The organism is Amycolatopsis sp. NPDC028719, assembly GCF_055565395.1.
This window is the reverse complement of sequence record NZ_JBVHUL010000017.1, coordinates 90645-106839: the sequence shown is the minus strand read 5'-3', so window position 1 is coordinate 106839 and position 16195 is coordinate 90645. Positions and strand designations below refer to the sequence as shown.

Below are 16195 nucleotides of genomic sequence, written 5' to 3'. Positions count from 1 at the left end.
CCATGAGCCGAGAGTATAGACCGAGCCCAAAGTTTGACTCGGTAAAAGTTTCGAGGCATCATCAGCGGCATGAACTGGGATGTGGTGATCTCCGGGGGCGGACCGGTCGGGTTGATGCTGGCCTGCGAACTCCGGCTCAAGGACGTGAACGTGCTCGTTGTCGAACGGCTCGCCGAGCCGGATCGGACGATCAAGGCCGGGTCGGTCAACCTGACGACCGCCGAGGCCTTCTACCGCCGTGGCCTGCTGCCCGCGGTGGACGCCGTCGTGCAGCAGAACTTCGCGCAGATTCAAGAGTTCCTGAAATCGAGGGGCGGGCCGAAGGCCGCGATGCCCGTCGGGCACTTCGCCGGGATCATGGTCGCTTCGAACGGCGTCGACTTCGGCGATCCGGCCTTCCGCGATGTCGGGCCCGCGGCGAAAGTCGTCGTCATCCAGCAGCAAGCCGTCGAGGCCATCCTCGCCGAACGCGCCGCTGAGCTGGGCGTCGAAGTCAGGCGGGGCGTCGAGGTGACCGGGTTCGACGCCGACGACGACGGCGTGGTCGTGCGGCTCGACGACCAGACCGAAGTAAGCGCCAAGTGGCTCGTCGGAGCGGACGGGGGCCGCAGCTTCGTCCGCAAGCACGCCGGGTTCGAGTTCCCCGGCACCGATCCCGCCATCACCGGGCGGCAGGCGCTCACCGAAATCACCGGCACCGACGCCCTCCCCGGCGGCTGCAGCACGGCAACGGCGGCCTCTACGTCCACGGCCCGATGCCCGGCCGGATCCTCACCGTCGAATTCGACGGCCCACCCGAGGACCGCGATGCCCCGGTCACCGCGCGGGAGCTCGAAGACAGCTTCCGGCGCGTCTCCGGCGCGGACGTCAAGATCACCGAGGTCCACAGCGCGGCGCGCTTCACCGACAACGCCCGGCAGGCCACCACCTACCGCCAGGGCCGCGTCCTGCTGGCCGGCGACGCCGCGCACGTCCACTCCCCCTTCGGCGGCCAGGGGCTCAACCTCGGCATCGGCGACGCCGTCAACCTCGGCTGGAAGCTCGCCGCGACCATCCGGGGCTGGGCGCCCGACGGCCTCCTCGACACCTACACCACCGAACGCCACCCGATCGGCGAGTGGGTCCTCGAATGGACGCGGGCACAGGTCGCGCTGATGCGCAGCGACGTCCGGACGAAGGCGCTGCGCCAGGTCGTCACCGATCTGCTGCTCACCGACGACGGCGCGACGTACCTGGCCAAGAAGCTCTCCGGTGTCCTGCACCGGTACCCGATCGAGGGCGAGCACGACCTCACCGGCCGCGGCGCGCCCGACTTCGCGTTCGCCGACGGCACGCGGCTCGGGGAGCACCTTCAAGACGGCAATGCACTCCTGCTCGACCTCGCCGACAACGCCGGGCTGCGTGCGACGGCGACCGGCTGGGCCGGCCGCGTCACCACGCTGACCGCCAAGTGCGACAGCGAGCCGGCCCTGACCGGCGTGCTGATCCGGCCCGACGGGCACATCGCCTGGGCCCGCGAGGACGGCGCGACGACCGGCCTCGAAGCCGCGCTGCACCGGTGGTTCGGCGAACCCGCCTGACGCCGGAAGGGGCGCGCCGGGAGGCCGGCGCGCCCCGAACCCTCAGTAGGCGACCGCGAAAGCGTGGCTCATCGCGTCGTTGTGCGTGGCCGTCGAGCCGGTCGCGTCCGGCAGGCCGCTCGCCGCCATCTGCACCGCGCCCGTCGATCCGCTCACCCAGTCCGTCTTCACGTAGAAGTTGAACCTGGGCACGCAGCCGTTGCCCGTCGCCGCCGCGAAGTGGGTGTTCAGCGGGACCACCAGGTGGTGGACGTCGCGGCGGACGACCGCCGTCACGCTCGACGACGAGTCCGACTTGCACAGCGTGCCGTCGGCCTTCCACTGGTTGACGAACAGCGTCACCCGCGCCGTCATGCTGTTCACCGGGCAGTCGTAGTTCGCCGGCTCGGGGTAGCACGCCATCAGCTGCATGTCCCCGAACACGCTGAGCCCGGTCACCGGCGCCGTCTCGAAGACCTCGGTCGCCGGCTCGCGGACGGTCGGAGCCGCGGAGCTCAGGCCGATGACGCGACCGGTGGGCGTGTCGCCGTCGTCGGCCTGCGGCGGCGTGCCGGCGGTCGTGTTCGCGACGCTGGTGTCCGCGAACTTCAGCTCGCCGCTGACCAGGCTGACGGTCGACTTGCCCAGCCCGAGGTTCGCGCTGCGCAGGTACGTCGTGCACGTGACGGTGCCCGCCGCGCCCGGGTGGACCAGGAACCGCGTCGTGACGCCGACGTCCCGCAGCGAAGCCGGGGCGCTGGTGGCACTCGCGATCAGGACGTTCTGCCCGAGCACCTCGTTCTTGGTCCAGCCGCTCGTGCTCGCGCAGCGGACCTCGTTGTCGATCAGCGTCGTGTTGGACGCGTTGTTCGCCCGCAGCGTCGAGTAGACGTACGCCGTCTGGGTCGCCGTCATCGACAGCTGCACCGAGCCGAGCGCCGCGACGTACTGGTGGTCGTGCGGCGAGGTCACCGTGCGCGGGGCGAACGTCACCGACGTCGCCGCCTGGGCCGCTCCGGCGGTGCCGAGCAGCCCCGCCACCGTGACCGCGCAGGCCACGGCCGCGGCGAAGATCCTGCGTTTCATCGAAATCCCCTCGGAAGTGGGTCCGGTCCGGAAAGATCACCGGCGCGACCGAATTCTGACGCGCTCCCGGCGCGGCCGGACCGGTCTGTTCCGGACATTGACCGAAGGTGGCCACCCGATGCCCGAGCTGTACCCGCCGATCGAGCCCTACGACCACGGACTGCTCGACGTCGGCGACGGGCACCGCGTCCACTGGGAGACTTCGGGCAACCCCGGGGGCAAGCCCGCGGTGATGCTGCACGGCGGGCCCGGCCAGGGAAGCGCGCCGGGCATGCGGCGGATGTTCGACCCCGCCCGCTACCGGATCGTGCTCCTCGACCAGCGCGGCTGCGGCCGGAGCGTGCCGCACGCGACGACGTCGTTGCGCGACAACACGACCGAGCACCTCGTCGCCGACCTCGAACGGCTGCGCGAGCACCTCGGCATCGAGCGCTGGCTGGTGACCGGCGGCTCGTGGGGCACGACGCTCGCGCTCGTGTACGCGCAGCGCTTCCCCGAACGGGTCTCGCAGATCGTGGTCAGCGCGATCAGCACGACGCGCCGCTCGGAGATCGACTGGCTCTACCGCGGCCTGCGCCGCTTCTTCCCCGAGGAATGGGCCCGCTTCACCCTGGGAGCCGAGGACGACGTCGCGGCGTACGCACGGCTCATGGACGATCCCGACCCGGAGGTCCGGGACCGGGCGGCGGCCGCGTGGCGCCGGTGGGAGGACGTCGTGCTGTCCCTCGAGCCCGGCGCTCCCCCGGTCCGCGACGAACCGGTCGACGCCGCCACGCTCGCGTTCGTCCGGCTCACCACGCACTGCTACACGCACGCCGGCTGGCTGGACGAAGGCGCCGTGATCCGGGACGCCGGACGGCTCGCCGGCATCCCGGGCGTGCTGATCCACGGCCGGCTCGACCTCAGCTGCCCGGTGACGACCGCGTATGAGCTGGCCGAGGCGTGGCCGGGCGCCCAACTGCTGGTCGACGACCGGTCCGGGCACCGGGCCAGCGACGTCAAGCGAGGCTGGAAGCTCGCGGCGCTGGACCGGTTCGCGGACTAGCCTTCCGCCGCCAGCGTCACCGCGACGTCGATGATCATGTCCTCCTGGCCACCCACCAGCGCCAGCTCTCCGCACCGGCGCAGGATCGCCTGCGCCGGGACGCCGTAGCGCTCCGCCGCGCGTTCGGCGTGCAGCAGGAAGCTCGAATACACCCCGGCCCAGCCCTGCACGATCGCGTTGCGGTCCATCTTCGGCCAGCGGTTCAGGTACGGGCGGACGACCTCCTCCGCCCCGTCGAGCAGGGCGCCGACGTCGAGGCCGGTGTCGATGCCCAGCCGGTCGAACACCGCCGCGAGGACCTCCGTCGGCGAGTTGCCCGCGCCCGCGCCGAGCGCGCAGAGCGACCCGTCGATGTAGCGGACGCCGGCTTCGTACGCCAGCACGGAGTTCGCGACGCCGAGCGAGAGGTTCTGGTGGCCGTGGTAGCCGACCCACGCCGTGTCGCCGACTTCCGCGACCAGCGCTTCGAACCGTTCGCGGGCTTCGTGCATCAACAGCGCGCCGGCCGAGTCCGTCACGTACGCCGCCTGGCAGCCCGCGTCGACCATGATCCGCGCCTGCTTCGCGAGGTCCTCCGGCGGCGTCCGGTGCGCCATCATGAGGAACCCGGCGGTCTCCATCCCGAGCTCGCGCGCCAGCCCGAAGTGCTGCGGCGAGACGTCGGCCTCGGTGCAGTGCGTCGCCACCCGGACCATCTCCGCACCCGCGTCGAACGCGCGCCGCAGGTCCTCCGCGGTGCCGATGCCCGGCACGAGCAGCACGGCGATCTTCGCCTGCGTCGCCTCTTCGCGCGCCGCGGCGATCAGCTCCAGCTCGTCGACGGCGGAGAAGCCGTAGGTGAACGACGACCCGCCGAGGCCGTCGCCGTGGGTCACCTCGATCACCTCGACACCGGCGCGGTCGAGCGCGCGCACGGTGTCGCGCACCTGCTGCTCGGTGAAGCGGTGGGCCATCGCGTGGCTGCCGTCGCGCAACGTCGTGTCGACGATCCGGACGTCGTGGCGCAGCTCCGGCCGGCCGGTGTCCACTGATTCGTTCGCAAGCTCACTCATGCGGGCACCTCCTGCTTGGCGCGGGCCATCAGCTCGCCCACGCGGGCGGCCGCGGCCGTCATGATGTCGAGGTTCCCCGCGTACTCCGGCAGGTAGTCGCCGTTGCCGCGGACCTCGAGGAAGATCCCGACCCGCGCGTTGCCGTCCCACTCCTCGCGCGCGTCGTCGAACTGCGGGTCGGCGCGCAGCGTGTAGCCGGGGACGTACTTGCGGACCTCGTCGGCCATCTCGTGGATCGACTCGGTGATCGCGTCGCGGTCGGCGTCGAGCCCGATCGCGCAGAAGACGGTGTCCCGCATGATCATCGGCGGCTCGACCGGGTTGAGGATGATGATCGCCTTGCCGCGCCCGGCGCCGCCGATCTCGGCGACGGCCTGCGACGTCGTGCGCGTGAACTCGTCGATGTTGGCGCGCGTCCCCGGGCCCGCGCCGCGCGAGGCCACGGACGCGACGATCTCCGCGTACGGCACCGGCGTCACGCGGGAAACCGCGTGCACCATGGGAATGGTGGCCTGGCCGCCGCAGGTGATCATCGAGACGTTCGGCGCGTCGAGGTGCGCGCCGAGGTTCACCGGCGGGCACACCATCGGGCCGAGGTGCGCCGGGGTCAGGTCGATCGCCTGGATGCCGGCCGCCTCGTACCGGGGTGCGTTGGCCGCGTGCGCCTTGGCCGACGTCGCCTCGAACACGAGCTCCGGCAAGGGATCCTGCCGCAGCAGCCAGTCGACGCCCTCGGCGGACGCCGCGATCCCTTGCGCTCGGGCGCGCTCGAGCCCGTCGGACTCGACCACGCCGACCACGTAACCGATTTCGAGAACTTCACTGCGTCGCAGCTTCGCCAGCAGATCGGTGCCGATGTTGCCGGGGCCGACGATCGCCGCCATCACGGGAGCCATGTCCACGACGGTCGCACCGCGGCGGGCGGCGGCACAGTCCCGCGTACCGTCCAGCGGAACGTCGGCGGCCGGTTTGATCGCCACCCGTTCGGGGCAGATCCGGGGAGAGATCCCGACGGAGGAGGTCCGATGGCCGAGCGGCGTTGGCATGTCATCCCGAGCACGGCTCCGCTGTGCTGGCTGAACCTGGGCGTGGGGGCGGTGCTGTTGCTGTCGAGCATCCTCACGCTGGCGAGGACCGACGCGCAGGCCCCGGTACTGCCGGTGGTCGCGGGCGTGGCGGCGGTGGCGCTGATCGTCTTGGCGACGGTCGGCCTGACGCGCCCTCGGCTTCGTGGGCGCTGAGGTCAGGGGCGTTTGCAGCTATCGGTTTCGGCGTCCCAGGTCCCACCGTTGTCGAGGCAGTCGGTGAATTCACGCTGCCCGTCGACCCAGGCTTTGTGGCCGGCACAGACGTCGTACTTCGCTTCGTCCCCGTTCCGGCACTGGTAGCCGAACTGCGGAGGCTTCCGGGTCGGCGTCTTGCGGACCGGCTTCTTTCATCGGCACGCCTTCGACGAGCAACCGGACCATGGTTCAGTCGCGGCCGACGCGGCGATGGTTACCGTGGCTGGGACGTTGTCGCCGGATCGCAATGCGCTCTGGCTTGGTCCGCGGATGCTCGGCGCGGGCGTCGCCGGGTGGTGTGGGGCGGTGCGGGGCCGCCGTGGCCGGGAAGTCCGTCGTGGACGGTGTCGGCGGCCACTGCAGCGAAGCGCTTCACCCGGTGCTACGCGGAACGCGCTGGTGTCACTCGGTTTCCCCGAGTGCCGTAACACCCGCGGTGCCACCGTCGACTCTGGGCACGAACACCGGCGTGACCGGGAGGGGACGCCATGGACCACCGCGACCTCGCGGACGCGGCCGTCCGCGCCATCGCCGACCACTTCGGCGCCGTCCGCTCGGGAGCCCCGGATTCGGCGGCGGCGTCGCAGATCGTCTCGGTGGTCGCCTCGGTGTGCGGCGTCGGTTCGCCCGTCCTCGAGGACCTGTGGCGGAATCCGGCGAGCTGCGGCGTCCGCACCCACGCGGCGGCGCTGCTGTGGCGGGCGCTCGACGAGGACGAGCGCGCCGGCCCGGCCCTCGGCAAGGCACTTGGCGACGTTGCCTACTGAACCCGGCCGGCGCGCGACCGCATCACGAGGGCGGCGACGTGGTACTCGCACGGCTCGTCACCCCGGTTCGCGTACGAATGCGGTGCGTCGGCGGGGAAGTAGACCGAATCCCCCGCCTGCAGCACGTACTCGGCCGAGCCGACCCCCAGCGACAGCGTGCCCGACTCCACCGCGACGAACTCGTGCGAACCCGGGGCGTACGCGGGGAACTCGCCGGCGTCGCACCGCGGCGGCAGAGTCGTGCGGATCCACTCGAAGTTGACCCCCGGCACGACCGGCGTCAGCACCGTGCGGTGCCAGCCGCCCGGCTCGGCGACGTGATCCTGCTCCGCCGCGCGGCGCACGACCACCGGGTCGGTCTCCAGGCCGGCCAGCAGCCGGGACAACGACAACCCCAGGCCGTCGGCGATGCGGGACAGCACCACCACCGTCGGGGTCTTCTCGCCGCGCTCGATGGCCGACAGCATGCTGACGCTCACGCCGGCTTCCCGGGCCAGCGCGCTCAACGCCAGGCCGCGGTCGGTCCGCAGAGCGTGCAGGCGGCGGCCCAGGTTCGCCGGATCGATCATTCCTCTATGATAGTGATCGTGTCCACTATAGCGGAAGTCAGGGTCGCCACGGAGGCCGACGCCGAAGGCATCGCGGCCGTCTTCGCGCCGTACGTCACCGGCTCGGTCGTCACCTTCGAGACGACCCCGCCGACCCCGGACCAGTGGCGCGCGAAGGTCCGCGAGAGCGACCTGCCGATCCTCGTCCTGGCCGGAGCGAAAGTCCTGGGTTACGCGCTCGCCGCGCCGTGGCGGCCGAAACCGGCCTACCGGCACACGGTGGAGACGACCATCTACCTCGCACCCGAAGCCGCCGGCCAGGGGTACGGGCGGCGGCTGCTGGACGAGCTGCTCGAGCGGTGCACCGAGGCGGGCGCCCGGCAGGCGATCGCGGTCGTCGTCGACTCCGGCAGTCCCGCGTCCCGGAAGCTGCACAGCGCCGCCGGGTTCACCGAAGCCGGCGTGCTGCGGCGCGTCGGGTTCAAGCACGGCCGGTGGCTCGACACGGTGCTGATGCAGCGCGAACTCGGTTGGAGGTAGCCCCGCCTGTCCGCGACGCGCGAAGATGAGCCGGTGGACGACCGCCCGGACGACCTCACCGCGATCCTCCTCGCCGAATACGCGGCGCTCCGCAGCGAGACCGAGCGCCGCGCGACGATCCAGTGGAACGTCTTCGCCCTGCAGGTCGCTTCGGCCGGCGCGATCATCAGCCTGGCGATCGCGTCGGCCACGAACTCGGCGCTGCTCCTGGTGGTTCCGCTCACGTCGTACATGCTGGGCAACCGCTATGTCCTGCACGCCTTCCACCTCAAGCTGATCCACCGGTACGTCCGGGACTCCTTGAGCGACCGGTTGGCCGGGAACCTGCAGTGGGAAGCCTGGCGAGAGCGGGAACTCGACCGGGAAACGGCTCCCGGGCGAAGGTTCACGGCGACCGGCTGGAACGCCCTCCACCCGACCCGGCTCGCCTTCGTCGGAGTCGCCGCGCTGGCGCTCGCCGGGGCGCTGGCCGCCGGGATCTTCCTGTGGGTCACCCGGTCACCGGGCTGGTACGTGATCACCGCGTTCGGCCTGGGCTGGGTGGTGGACGCGCTGGCCACGGCGCGCCTGCACCGGATCTTCACGGACGCCCGCGGGCCGGGCGCTACCGGGACTTCGCCCGCAGGTGCAGCCGCTCCCCCTGTTTCCCGAACAAGCTGAGGATCTCCGCCGGCCGCCCCACCGCGCCGAACCAATGCGGCAACCTCGTGTCGAACTCCGCCGCCTCGCCCGGGCCCAGGGTCATGTCGCGGTCGGCCAGGACCAGCCGGAGGCGGCCCGACAGGACGTACAACCACTCGTACCCCTCGTGGACCTGGGGATCCGGCTCGCCCGTCTCCGGCTCGAGGATCATCTTGAACGCCTGGGGCGCGCCCGGCTGGCGGGTCAGGGGCAGGACCGTCATCGACGCTCCGTTGGCGCGCGGGAGGCGGCGGGGCGTCAGCCGGACCCGGGGGTCGCCCACCTCGGGCGCGCCGACCAGCTCGTCCAGCGGGACCTGGTGGGCCTGGGCGATCGGCAGCAGCAGCTCGAGGCTCGGCTTGCGCTGGCCGGACTCCAGCCGCGACAGCGTGCTCTTCGAGATGCCCGTCGCCGTCGAAAGGTCGGCCAGCGTGACGCGCCGCTGGGTGCGGACCCGTTTGAGCCGGGGGCCGACTTCGGCCAGGGCGTGGGTGATGGCGTCCGTCATGCCTCCAGGAAACGCCCTTGTCCCGAAAACGGCAACATTTGTTGTCGGAATCGCGAAGCGGGGCTCATGGTGGCGGCATGACCGAAAACAGCTATGACGTCCTGGTGGTGGGAGGCGGCGCCGCGGGCCTGAGCGCCGCCCTGATGCTGGGCCGCGCGCGGCGGCGCGTCGTGGTCGTCGACGGCGGCTCGCCGCGCAACGCCCCCGCCGAGCACATGCACGGATTCCTCTCCCGGGACGGCCTGCCGCCCTCCGAACTGCTCAAGATCGGCCGCGAGGAGCTCGCCGGCTACGGCGTCGAGATCGTCGAAGACCAGGTGAGCGCGCTCGATCCCGGCTTCACCGCGCGCCTCGCGAGCGGCCGCGAGCTGACCGCCCGGCGCGTCCTGGTCGCGACCGGCGTCCGCGACGACCTGCCGGCCATCCCCGGCCTGCGCGAGAGCTGGGGCACCGACGCGATGACCTGCCCGTACTGCCACGGCTACGAGGTCCGCGACCAGCCGCTCGGCGTCCTCGGCACCGAACCCTCGAGCGTCGAGCACGCGCTGCTCGTGCGCCAGTGGTCACCGGACGTCGTCTACTTCGCCCACACCGCGCCACCGTCCGAAGAGGACCGCGAACGGCTCGGCGCGCGGGGCATCGAGATCGTCGACGGGACCGTCACGGCCCTGCGCCGCGAAGCCGGCCACCTCACCGGGCTCGAGCTCGGCGCGCGGTTCGTGCCGCGGACCGCGCTGTTCGTCCGGACGCGAACCGTCCCGCACGACGAGCTCATGCGCGGGCTCGGCTACGAGGAGACCGACGCGATGGGCAAGACGAACGTGCCGGGCGTGTGGGCGGCCGGGAACGTCGTCGACGCGCGAGCGACGGTGATCATCGCCGCGGCCCAGGGCGCGGCCGCCGGCGGCGCGCTGAACCACGACCTCGTGACCGAGGACGTCCGGCGGGCGGTCGACGCGTTCGGCGGCTTCACCCCCGAAGCGGAACGCGCCGCCGCGAAGGCGCGCTGACGTCCTGGTGTTCGGCGCCCGCCCGTGCCAGGCTCGGCGGGTGCGTCCGACGCTGTACGAATTCGCCGGCGGCGACCCCGCGTTCCGCGCGCTGGCCGCCGCCCACCACGAGCGCTGCCTGGCCGACCCCGAGCTGAACCACCCGTTCTCGCACCCGGGGCAGCACCCCCAGCACGTCGACCGGCTGGCCCGCTACTGGGCCGAGGTCATGGGCGGGCCGCCGCGGTTCTCCGAAGAGTGCGGCGACCACTCGGCGATGCTGCGCATGCACGCGGGCAACGGCGACATGAGCGACCTCGGCCGCCGGTTCGTCGAGTGCTTCGTACGAGCCGCGGACGACGCCGGCCTGCCCGCCGATCCGGAGTTCCGCGCGGCCCTGCGCTCCTACATGGAGTGGGCGGTGGCCGAGGTACTCACCTACCCGGGGCCGGCCGGCGAGGTGCCCGCGGGGCTGGCGATGCCGCGCTGGTCGTGGCACGGGTCGCAGCCGGTGTAACGCCCGGCGCGGCCGCCGCGTCTTGTGGGCAACGACCGGCTGTGGAGGTCCGTCGCAGAGCCGGCCCGGGCTCGTTTCCCCCAACCTGCCCCGGGCCGGCTCGTTCACGGCGTCCGAAACCCGCCTGCGCCACACCGCGGGCCGGGCCAGAGTGGACCCATGCTGATCGACCGTTTCCTGCTCGCGAGCAAAGGCTTCGAGCACCACCTGCGCGAGGTGCCGCCGGACGGCTGGGACGCCCCGACCCCGTGCACCGCCTGGGACGTGCGGGCGCTGGTGAACCACATGACCCGCGGCAACCTCAACTACGTCGGGCTGCTGCGCGGTGCCACGCGCGAGGAGTTCCTCGCCGCCCGCGACGCCGACGCGCTCGGGGACGACCCGGTGACCGCGTTCACCGACTCGGTCCGGGCCTGCGCGGCGGCCTTCGCCGAGGCAGGCGCGCTGGACCAAGTCGTCGACTACCCGCTCGGCAAGCTGACCGGCCGGCGCGCGCTGGCCGTCCGCACCACCGACAGCACCGTGCACACGTGGGACCTCGCCCGCGCTCTCGGCGCCGAAGACACCCTCGATCCCGGTCTCGTCGCGTGGATCGACGAAAACCACGACGACATCTTCGCGGGGCTGGAGCTGAACCCGCGGGTCTTCGCCGACCCGCCGCCGAGCGCCCCGGGCGCGTCGCGGCAGGACAGGCTGCTCACGCGCTTCGGCCGCGATCCTCGCTGAGGCCGCAGCCCAGCCGCCCGGCCAGCTCGGTCAGCGCCCGCCCCAGCGGCAGGTCGGCCCGCACCGAGGCGTAGCGGTCGCCGCGGGTCTCGCCGTGGTTGACGATCACCACCGGCTTGCCCGCGGCCGCCGCGTGGCGGACGAAGCGCAGGCCCGACATCACGGTCAGGGAGGACCCCAGCACCAGCAGCGCGGCGGCCTCGTCGACCAGCCGGTAGCACTGCTCGACGCGGGGGCGAGGCACGTTCTCGCCGAAGAACACGACGTCCGGCTTGAGCACGCCGGCGCACTCCGCACAGGGCACGGGGGTGAACCGGCGCACGACGTCCTCGGGCAGCTCGACGTCGCCGTCCGGGTTGATCCGGGTGGCCGCGCCGCCGAAGTCCGGGTTGGCGGCCCGCAGCCGCCGGTCCAGCTCGGCGCGCGGGCTGGTGCGGCGGCAGTCCAGGCAGATCACGCGGTCCAGGCTGCCGTGCAGCTCGACGGCGTCCGCGGTGCCGGCCGCCTGGTGCAGGCCGTCGACGTTCTGCGTGATGACGCCGCCGAAGTACCCGCCGTCGCGCAGGGCGGCGACCGCGCGGTGGCCGTCGTTGGGATCGGCGCGGGCGATGGTGCGCCACCCGAGGTGGCTGCGCGCCCAGTACCGCCGCCGGCCCTCGGCGCTGGTGACGAACTCGTCGTAGGTCATCGGGGTGTGGCGGCGCAGGCTGCCGCTTTCGCCGCGGTAGTCGGGGATCCCGGACTCGGTCGAGAGCCCGGCCCCGCTGAGCACGGCGACGCGCCCGCGGGCGACGACGCCGGCGACCTCGTCGAGGCTCGCCGTCCGGGGCAGCGGCGCGTCCGGGGACGTCCAGGTCAGGGTGGGGCGGGTCCGCACCAGCTCAGGGTACGCACGTGCCGCGACGGCGCGCTCGGCTCGGGCCCGGTCCGGGAGGGCGTCCTCGGCGAAATCGCTGTAACACGCCCCGGCTTTGCGGCAGACTTCCCGGTGTCTGCGAAGGGATGAGCGTGAGCTGGCAGTTCGGGCCGTACCGTGTCGAGTCGCTCATCGCCCGCGGGGGCATGGGCGAGGTCCACCGCGCCTACGACACGCGCCACGACCGCGTCGTGGCGCTGAAGCTGCTGTCGCCGGACTTCGCGGCCGACCACGAGTTCCAGGAGCGGTTCCGGCGGGAGGCCCACGCGGTGGCCCGGCTGCGCGAGCCGCACGTGATTCCGATCCACGCCTACGGCGAGATCGACGGGCGGCTCTACCTCGACATGCGCCTGGTCGACGGCGACGACCTCGGCACCCGGCTGGCCGCCGGTGGCGCGCTGGCCGCGGCCGAAGCGGTCGACGTCGCCGGCCAGGTCGCCCAGGCCCTGGCCGCCGCGCACGCCGAGGGGCTGGTGCACCGGGACGTCAAGCCATCGAACGTGCTGGTCGGCGCCACCGGGTTCGCCTACTTGGTGGACTTCGGCATCGCCCGCGCGGCCGGGCCCAGCACCGAGCTCACCGCGACCGGCGGCGCCGTCGGGACGCTCGACTACATGGCACCCGAGCGCTTCACCGACGCGCCGGTGGACCACCGCGTCGACGTCTATTCGCTGGCCTGCGTGCTGCACCAGTGCCTGACCGGCAGCAAGCCGTTCGCCGCGTCCACCGCCGCGTCGCTGATCGGCGCGCACCTGCACCAGCCGCCCCCGCGCCCGAGCGCGCTGCGGCCCGGGTTGCCCGCGGCGTTCGACGCCGTGATCGCGCGGGGCATGGCCAAGAACCCCGGAGAGCGTTTCGGCAACGTCACCGAACTGACGGACGCCGCCCGGGCCGCGCTCGGCGGCACCAGCCCGGTCCCCGCCGCCGCTCCCCCGACCCGGCAGGCCACCCGGATGGCCCCGGCCGCCATCGAGGTGCGTCGCCGGCCTTCGAAGGCGCCGTGGCTGGTCGCCGGCGTGGCGCTGCTCGCGCTGATCGGCGTCGTCGGGTGGTTCACGATCTTGAAACCGTCTTCGCAGGCCCAGCCGACCGCGACCTCGTCCTCGTCCTCGTCCTCGGTCCCGACCTCGACGCCGCCGGCTTCCTCGTCCGCCGCCGCACCGCCGGTGAGCGCCCCGCCGGTCACGACCACGCAGGTGAGCGTCCGGACGACCGTCGCGAGCGGCGCCGACCTCGGGTTGGCGACCGCGATGAGGACGCCGGCGTGCGACGGCTCGTACGTCGTCGTGCTCGGCTCGGCCATCACGCCGGCCCGCTACCGCGCCGACGTCCAGGGATTGCTCACCGCCCACCCGGGCGCGCGGTACCTGCACACGCCGAGCACCGGCTGCGGCTCTCTGCGGCAGCAGGTGAACGGCGCCGACGTGTACGCGGTTTACGACGGGCCGTTCGCCGCCAAGGAGTCCGCGTGCGCGCGGCGCGGCGGGAACGCGTACGTCAAGCGGCTGGACAACACGACCTCGCCCGCGCAGGTCGTCAGCTGCTGAGCCCGTTCCAGACGGAGTCCTTGTCCACAAAGGACGCCAGTAGGCCGGTGAGCCAGGTGTCGCCGCGCCCGTTCAGCGCGTCGGAAGCGATCCGGCGGGCGACACCGGCGAGGAAGTCGGCGACCTGCACGCGGGCGTCGGACCGCGAATCGACGAACCGGACGCCGGCCAGCCGGTGCCCGAGGATGACCTTGAGCTGCAGCACGCGCTCGCCGGTGAGGGCGAGCTGTTCGTCGTGGACCAGGGCGACCGGGGTGCCGCCGGTGCTGAAGTGCCGGACCGTGTGGATCACCGCGGGCACCAGCGGGTCCAGCACCGGCACCAGTCCCGGGTCGCTCGCCAGCCGGGCCCGGTAGGCGGCCACGCGTTCGGCGCCTTCGGCGAGCTGGGCCATGATCTCGCCGGCTTCCCCTTCGCCCGCGAGTTCGGCGGCCAGGGCGAAGAACTCCGCCGGCGACGTCGTCACGCCGCGGCGGGGCTTCAGGCGCAGGACGCTGGTGAACGCGGCGAGGAAGTAGGCCCAGCGGCCGGGCCCGAAGGCGGCGGGGCCGGCGCGGTGGAGGGTGCGCGCCATGGCGTCGGTGCCGTGCTCGGCCAGCAGCGTGACCGCGGCGCGGACGGCGAAGAACGTCTTGTCGGTCAGGTGCACGTGCCCGCGGCCGGCGAGCGGACCGGCGGGGTCGAGCAGCCACTCGAGGACGGCCCGGTGCTTGCCGCGCAGGAGGTGGTTGGCCTTGTACTCCTCGGCGGGCGAGCCGATCCGGGCGCGGATCTCCTGGACGCAGCCGCGCGCGTCCTCGGGCGTCAGCCGGACCCCGGCGTGGGCGAAGACGTCGGTCTCGCCGCCGACGAGGTTTTCGCCCTCGGAGCCCGACTCGTCGCAGGCGATCTCGACCGGGCTCACCGGTCCGATGGTGCCAGACGGGCCCGGGGGCGGCGACCGGTTACCCGGGTGGCCGCCGGCGTCCGTCCACGGTGAACTGGCGGAGCAGCGAGAACGCCTGCGGTGACGGCCCGTGGTCCCGGAGGAACCGAAGCCGGGCCGGAGCCTGGCTCAGGTGAACGTCGCGATCCCTCGCGCCCCGCTGGATGACCCGCCATGGCGGGGTTCGCGAACGCCTTCGGCGCGGTCGCGCTGCTCGCTGACAGCTCGGCCGCCGCGCCACCCTGAACCCGCCGTCACGGTGGGGCCACGACGGCTGACGGCCACGACCGGTCCGGTGACCAGGAGGGAGTAGGCGCTCTGGAGGCTCCGATGGCCACGACCGACCGGCCCGCCCGGCTCGCGCTGACGGCTGCCGTGCTCGTCCTGCTGCTCGGTGGCGCCGGAGTCCTGGTGCAGCAGGGGTTCACGGCCGGGCCGGGTGGGACGGTCGCCGTCGGCGGGATCGAGGTCGACGCTCCCGCCGGCACTCGCGTTTCCGTCCGGCCCGCGCCGGAACCCGGGGTCACGGCCGCCTTCACCCGGCGGATCGGCGGTGGGGCCGACCTGAGCTTCGACGGCGGCCGGGCGCCGCGGGTGCGGATCGCCGTCCCCGCCGCGCCGCCGGCCGGGTTCGCGCCCGTCGTCGTCACCGGGACCCGGCTCGTCCCGGCCGCCTACGACGCCGCGACGCGGAGCATCGTCGCCGGCCTGAACCGGGCGGGCCCCTTCTGGGGCGGGCTCTTCGACTTCGCGGCACTCGGCCGCGACGTCGTGCCGGAGCCGGCGCCGCGGCCGGACTGCGCCGGGCGCGCCGCGAGCTCCGGCGGCGTCACCGTCGGCCTCGGCGTGCCCGGTCCCGCGACGCCGCTGACCACCTGCGTCACCGCCGGCGACGGCCGCGCCGGCGTCACCCTGACGTCGGCCGCGCGCGTCCCCTACCGGCTCGCGACGCCGCCCGGCTGGCCCGAACCCACCGCCCGGACCGCCGCGGCGACCACGTCCGCCGTGCAGCTGTTCGGCCACCCACGCCGGCGGGACCTGATCTGGCCCGGCTCCGGCGTCACCTACGACGTCCCGTTCGGCCGGCTGCCGTCGACGGTCAAGGGCCAAGCCGAACCCGGCCCCGGGCTCGGCACGGCGCTGGCCCTGGCCGCGCACCGCCTGGCCGCGCTGTTCGGCATGCCGGCGCTCCCGAGCCGGCTTCCGGCGTGCTGGGCTGCGCCGCGGACGCCGGCGCCGCGCACTATCCCGCGGACCGGCCGTTCGCCGAAGCGGCGGCCGCCGTGTGGACGGCGCTCCTCCCCTGCCGGCCGGACGGCGGCGACGTCGTGCGCCGGCTCCTCACCCCCGGGGCCGGGCCCGCGCCGGCGAACCCCGCCTTCGAAGTCACGATCGCCACGAGCCGGGCGACCGGCACCTGCGGTTCGGTGTCGGCGGTGACCGGCCGCCACGACGCCTATCGCTGCACGAGCGGCGCGACCACGTACGACCCGTGCTTCGCCACGA

At 73.4% G+C, this 16195-nt stretch carries 18 protein-coding genes and 1 pseudogene; 12 read left to right on the top strand and 7 right to left on the bottom strand.

Annotation, left to right across the window (positions count from 1 at the left end):
- Positions 1–69: 69 nt before the first annotated feature.
- Together ACZ4TR_RS47175 and ACZ4TR_RS47170 are read left to right on the top strand one after the other, a co-directional pair.
- A pseudogene (locus ACZ4TR_RS47175) lies at positions 70–603 on the top strand (FAD-dependent oxidoreductase); the annotation flags it as partial.
- Between the two features lie 152 nt (positions 604–755).
- Complete coding sequence (locus ACZ4TR_RS47170; protein WP_465295467.1) at positions 756–1580, top strand: FAD-dependent monooxygenase; 825 nt, start codon at positions 756–758, stop codon at positions 1578–1580.
- Between the two features lie 42 nt (positions 1581–1622).
- Here ACZ4TR_RS47170 and ACZ4TR_RS47165 read toward each other — a convergent pair whose 3' ends face one another.
- Entirely contained in the window at positions 1623–2645 is a 1023-nt protein-coding gene (locus ACZ4TR_RS47165; RefSeq protein WP_465295465.1) for a hypothetical protein, read from the bottom strand.
- Positions 2646–2763: 118 nt separating this feature from the next.
- Between ACZ4TR_RS47165 and pip the strand changes: the two genes are divergently transcribed.
- Positions 2764–3690 carry a prolyl aminopeptidase gene (gene pip / locus ACZ4TR_RS47160; RefSeq protein WP_465295463.1) on the top strand — a complete coding sequence of 309 codons (927 nt, stop codon included), beginning with the start codon at positions 2764–2766 and terminating at the stop codon, positions 3688–3690.
- Here pip and dmpG read toward each other — a convergent pair.
- A complete protein-coding gene (gene dmpG, locus ACZ4TR_RS47155) occupies positions 3687–4742 on the bottom strand; it encodes a 4-hydroxy-2-oxovalerate aldolase (protein ID WP_465295461.1) in 1056 nt (351 codons plus the stop codon). The two genes, pip and dmpG, sit on opposite strands and share 4 nt — an antisense overlap.
- Positions 4739–5638 (bottom strand): acetaldehyde dehydrogenase (acetylating), encoded by a 900-nt coding sequence (locus ACZ4TR_RS47150; protein WP_465295459.1) that lies wholly within the window; start codon positions 5636–5638, stop codon positions 4739–4741. The genes dmpG and ACZ4TR_RS47150 overlap by 4 nt, the downstream gene beginning before the upstream one ends.
- A 129-nt stretch (positions 5639–5767) precedes the next feature.
- Between ACZ4TR_RS47150 and ACZ4TR_RS47145 the strand changes: the two genes are divergently transcribed.
- Positions 5768–5983, top strand: a complete 216-nt coding sequence (locus ACZ4TR_RS47145; RefSeq protein WP_465295457.1) for a hypothetical protein — start codon at positions 5768–5770, stop codon at positions 5981–5983.
- A 530-nt stretch (positions 5984–6513) separates the two neighbouring features.
- Entirely contained in the window at positions 6514–6792 is a 279-nt protein-coding gene (locus ACZ4TR_RS47140) for a hypothetical protein (protein ID WP_465295455.1), read from the top strand.
- Here the strand turns inward: ACZ4TR_RS47140 and ACZ4TR_RS47135 are convergent.
- The gene (locus ACZ4TR_RS47135; protein ID WP_465295453.1) at positions 6786–7361 is read right to left on the bottom strand and encodes a helix-turn-helix domain-containing protein; all 576 of its coding nucleotides are present in this window, start codon (positions 7359–7361) and stop codon (positions 6786–6788) included. The two genes, ACZ4TR_RS47140 and ACZ4TR_RS47135, sit on opposite strands and share 7 nt — an antisense overlap.
- Positions 7362–7379: 18 nt before the next feature.
- Between ACZ4TR_RS47135 and ACZ4TR_RS47130 the strand changes: the two genes are divergently transcribed.
- Positions 7380–7880 (top strand): GNAT family N-acetyltransferase, encoded by a 501-nt coding sequence (locus tag ACZ4TR_RS47130; RefSeq protein ID WP_465295451.1) that lies wholly within the window; start codon positions 7380–7382, stop codon positions 7878–7880.
- A gap of 33 nt (positions 7881–7913) precedes the next feature.
- A complete protein-coding gene (locus ACZ4TR_RS47125) occupies positions 7914–8540 on the top strand; it encodes a hypothetical protein (RefSeq protein ID WP_465295449.1) in 627 nt (208 codons plus the stop codon).
- On the opposite strand, the gene ACZ4TR_RS47120 is transcribed toward ACZ4TR_RS47125, so the two are convergent.
- Positions 8485–9069, bottom strand: coding sequence for a helix-turn-helix domain-containing protein (locus tag ACZ4TR_RS47120; protein ID WP_364523037.1), 585 nt, complete (start codon positions 9067–9069; stop codon positions 8485–8487). The genes ACZ4TR_RS47125 and ACZ4TR_RS47120 overlap by 56 nt on opposite strands.
- Positions 9070–9146: 77 nt before the next feature.
- On the opposite strand from ACZ4TR_RS47120, the gene ACZ4TR_RS47115 reads away from it, so the two are divergent.
- From ACZ4TR_RS47115 to ACZ4TR_RS47105, 3 genes are all read left to right on the top strand, one after another.
- Positions 9147–10079, top strand: coding sequence for an NAD(P)/FAD-dependent oxidoreductase (locus ACZ4TR_RS47115; protein WP_465295447.1), 933 nt, complete (start codon positions 9147–9149; stop codon positions 10077–10079).
- Between the two features lie 40 nt (positions 10080–10119).
- Positions 10120–10575, top strand: a complete 456-nt coding sequence (locus ACZ4TR_RS47110; protein WP_465295445.1) for a group II truncated hemoglobin — start codon at positions 10120–10122, stop codon at positions 10573–10575.
- Between the two features lie 159 nt (positions 10576–10734).
- Positions 10735–11301, top strand: a complete 567-nt coding sequence (locus tag ACZ4TR_RS47105) for a TIGR03086 family metal-binding protein (RefSeq protein WP_465295443.1) — start codon at positions 10735–10737, stop codon at positions 11299–11301.
- Here ACZ4TR_RS47105 and ACZ4TR_RS47100 read toward each other — a convergent pair.
- The gene (locus tag ACZ4TR_RS47100) at positions 11273–12178 is read right to left on the bottom strand and encodes an NAD-dependent protein deacetylase (protein ID WP_465295441.1); all 906 of its coding nucleotides are present in this window, start codon (positions 12176–12178) and stop codon (positions 11273–11275) included. The genes ACZ4TR_RS47105 and ACZ4TR_RS47100 overlap by 29 nt on opposite strands.
- A 125-nt stretch (positions 12179–12303) precedes the next feature.
- On the opposite strand from ACZ4TR_RS47100, the gene ACZ4TR_RS47095 reads away from it, so the two are divergent.
- Positions 12304–13764, top strand: coding sequence for a serine/threonine-protein kinase (locus ACZ4TR_RS47095; protein ID WP_465295439.1), 1461 nt, complete (start codon positions 12304–12306; stop codon positions 13762–13764).
- On the opposite strand, the gene ACZ4TR_RS47090 is transcribed toward ACZ4TR_RS47095, so the two are convergent.
- Complete coding sequence (locus ACZ4TR_RS47090; protein WP_465295437.1) at positions 13754–14668, bottom strand: DUF3800 domain-containing protein; 915 nt, start codon at positions 14666–14668, stop codon at positions 13754–13756. The two genes, ACZ4TR_RS47095 and ACZ4TR_RS47090, sit on opposite strands and share 11 nt — an antisense overlap.
- A gap of 351 nt (positions 14669–15019) precedes the next feature.
- On the opposite strand from ACZ4TR_RS47090, the gene ACZ4TR_RS47085 reads away from it, so the two are divergent.
- Positions 15020–16129 carry a hypothetical protein gene (locus ACZ4TR_RS47085; protein WP_465295435.1) on the top strand — a complete coding sequence of 370 codons (1110 nt, stop codon included), beginning with the start codon at positions 15020–15022 and terminating at the stop codon, positions 16127–16129.
- Positions 16130–16195: the final 66 nt, after the last annotated feature.

Excerpts from the sequence above, each read along its gene's own strand:
- ACZ4TR_RS47170 (WP_465295467.1), top strand. The coding sequence starts at position 756 with ATGCCCGGCCGGATCCTCACCGTCGAATTCGACGGCCCACCCGAGGAC.
- ACZ4TR_RS47165 (WP_465295465.1), bottom strand. The coding sequence starts at position 2,645 with ATGAAACGCAGGATCTTCGCCGCGGCCGTGGCCTGCGCGGTCACGGTG.
- pip (WP_465295463.1), top strand. The coding sequence starts at position 2,764 with ATGCCCGAGCTGTACCCGCCGATCGAGCCCTACGACCACGGACTGCTC.
- dmpG (WP_465295461.1), bottom strand. The coding sequence starts at position 4,742 with ATGAGTGAGCTTGCGAACGAATCAGTGGACACCGGCCGGCCGGAGCTG.
- ACZ4TR_RS47150 (WP_465295459.1), bottom strand. The coding sequence starts at position 5,638 with ATGGCTCCCGTGATGGCGGCGATCGTCGGCCCCGGCAACATCGGCACC.
- ACZ4TR_RS47145 (WP_465295457.1), top strand. The coding sequence starts at position 5,768 with ATGGCCGAGCGGCGTTGGCATGTCATCCCGAGCACGGCTCCGCTGTGC.
- ACZ4TR_RS47140 (WP_465295455.1), top strand. The coding sequence starts at position 6,514 with ATGGACCACCGCGACCTCGCGGACGCGGCCGTCCGCGCCATCGCCGAC.
- ACZ4TR_RS47135 (WP_465295453.1), bottom strand. The coding sequence starts at position 7,361 with ATGATCGATCCGGCGAACCTGGGCCGCCGCCTGCACGCTCTGCGGACC.
- ACZ4TR_RS47120 (WP_364523037.1), bottom strand. The coding sequence starts at position 9,069 with ATGACGGACGCCATCACCCACGCCCTGGCCGAAGTCGGCCCCCGGCTC.
- ACZ4TR_RS47115 (WP_465295447.1), top strand. The coding sequence starts at position 9,147 with ATGACCGAAAACAGCTATGACGTCCTGGTGGTGGGAGGCGGCGCCGCG.
- ACZ4TR_RS47105 (WP_465295443.1), top strand. The coding sequence starts at position 10,735 with ATGCTGATCGACCGTTTCCTGCTCGCGAGCAAAGGCTTCGAGCACCAC.
- ACZ4TR_RS47095 (WP_465295439.1), top strand. The coding sequence starts at position 12,304 with ATGAGCGTGAGCTGGCAGTTCGGGCCGTACCGTGTCGAGTCGCTCATC.
- ACZ4TR_RS47085 (WP_465295435.1), top strand. The coding sequence starts at position 15,020 with ATGGCCACGACCGACCGGCCCGCCCGGCTCGCGCTGACGGCTGCCGTG.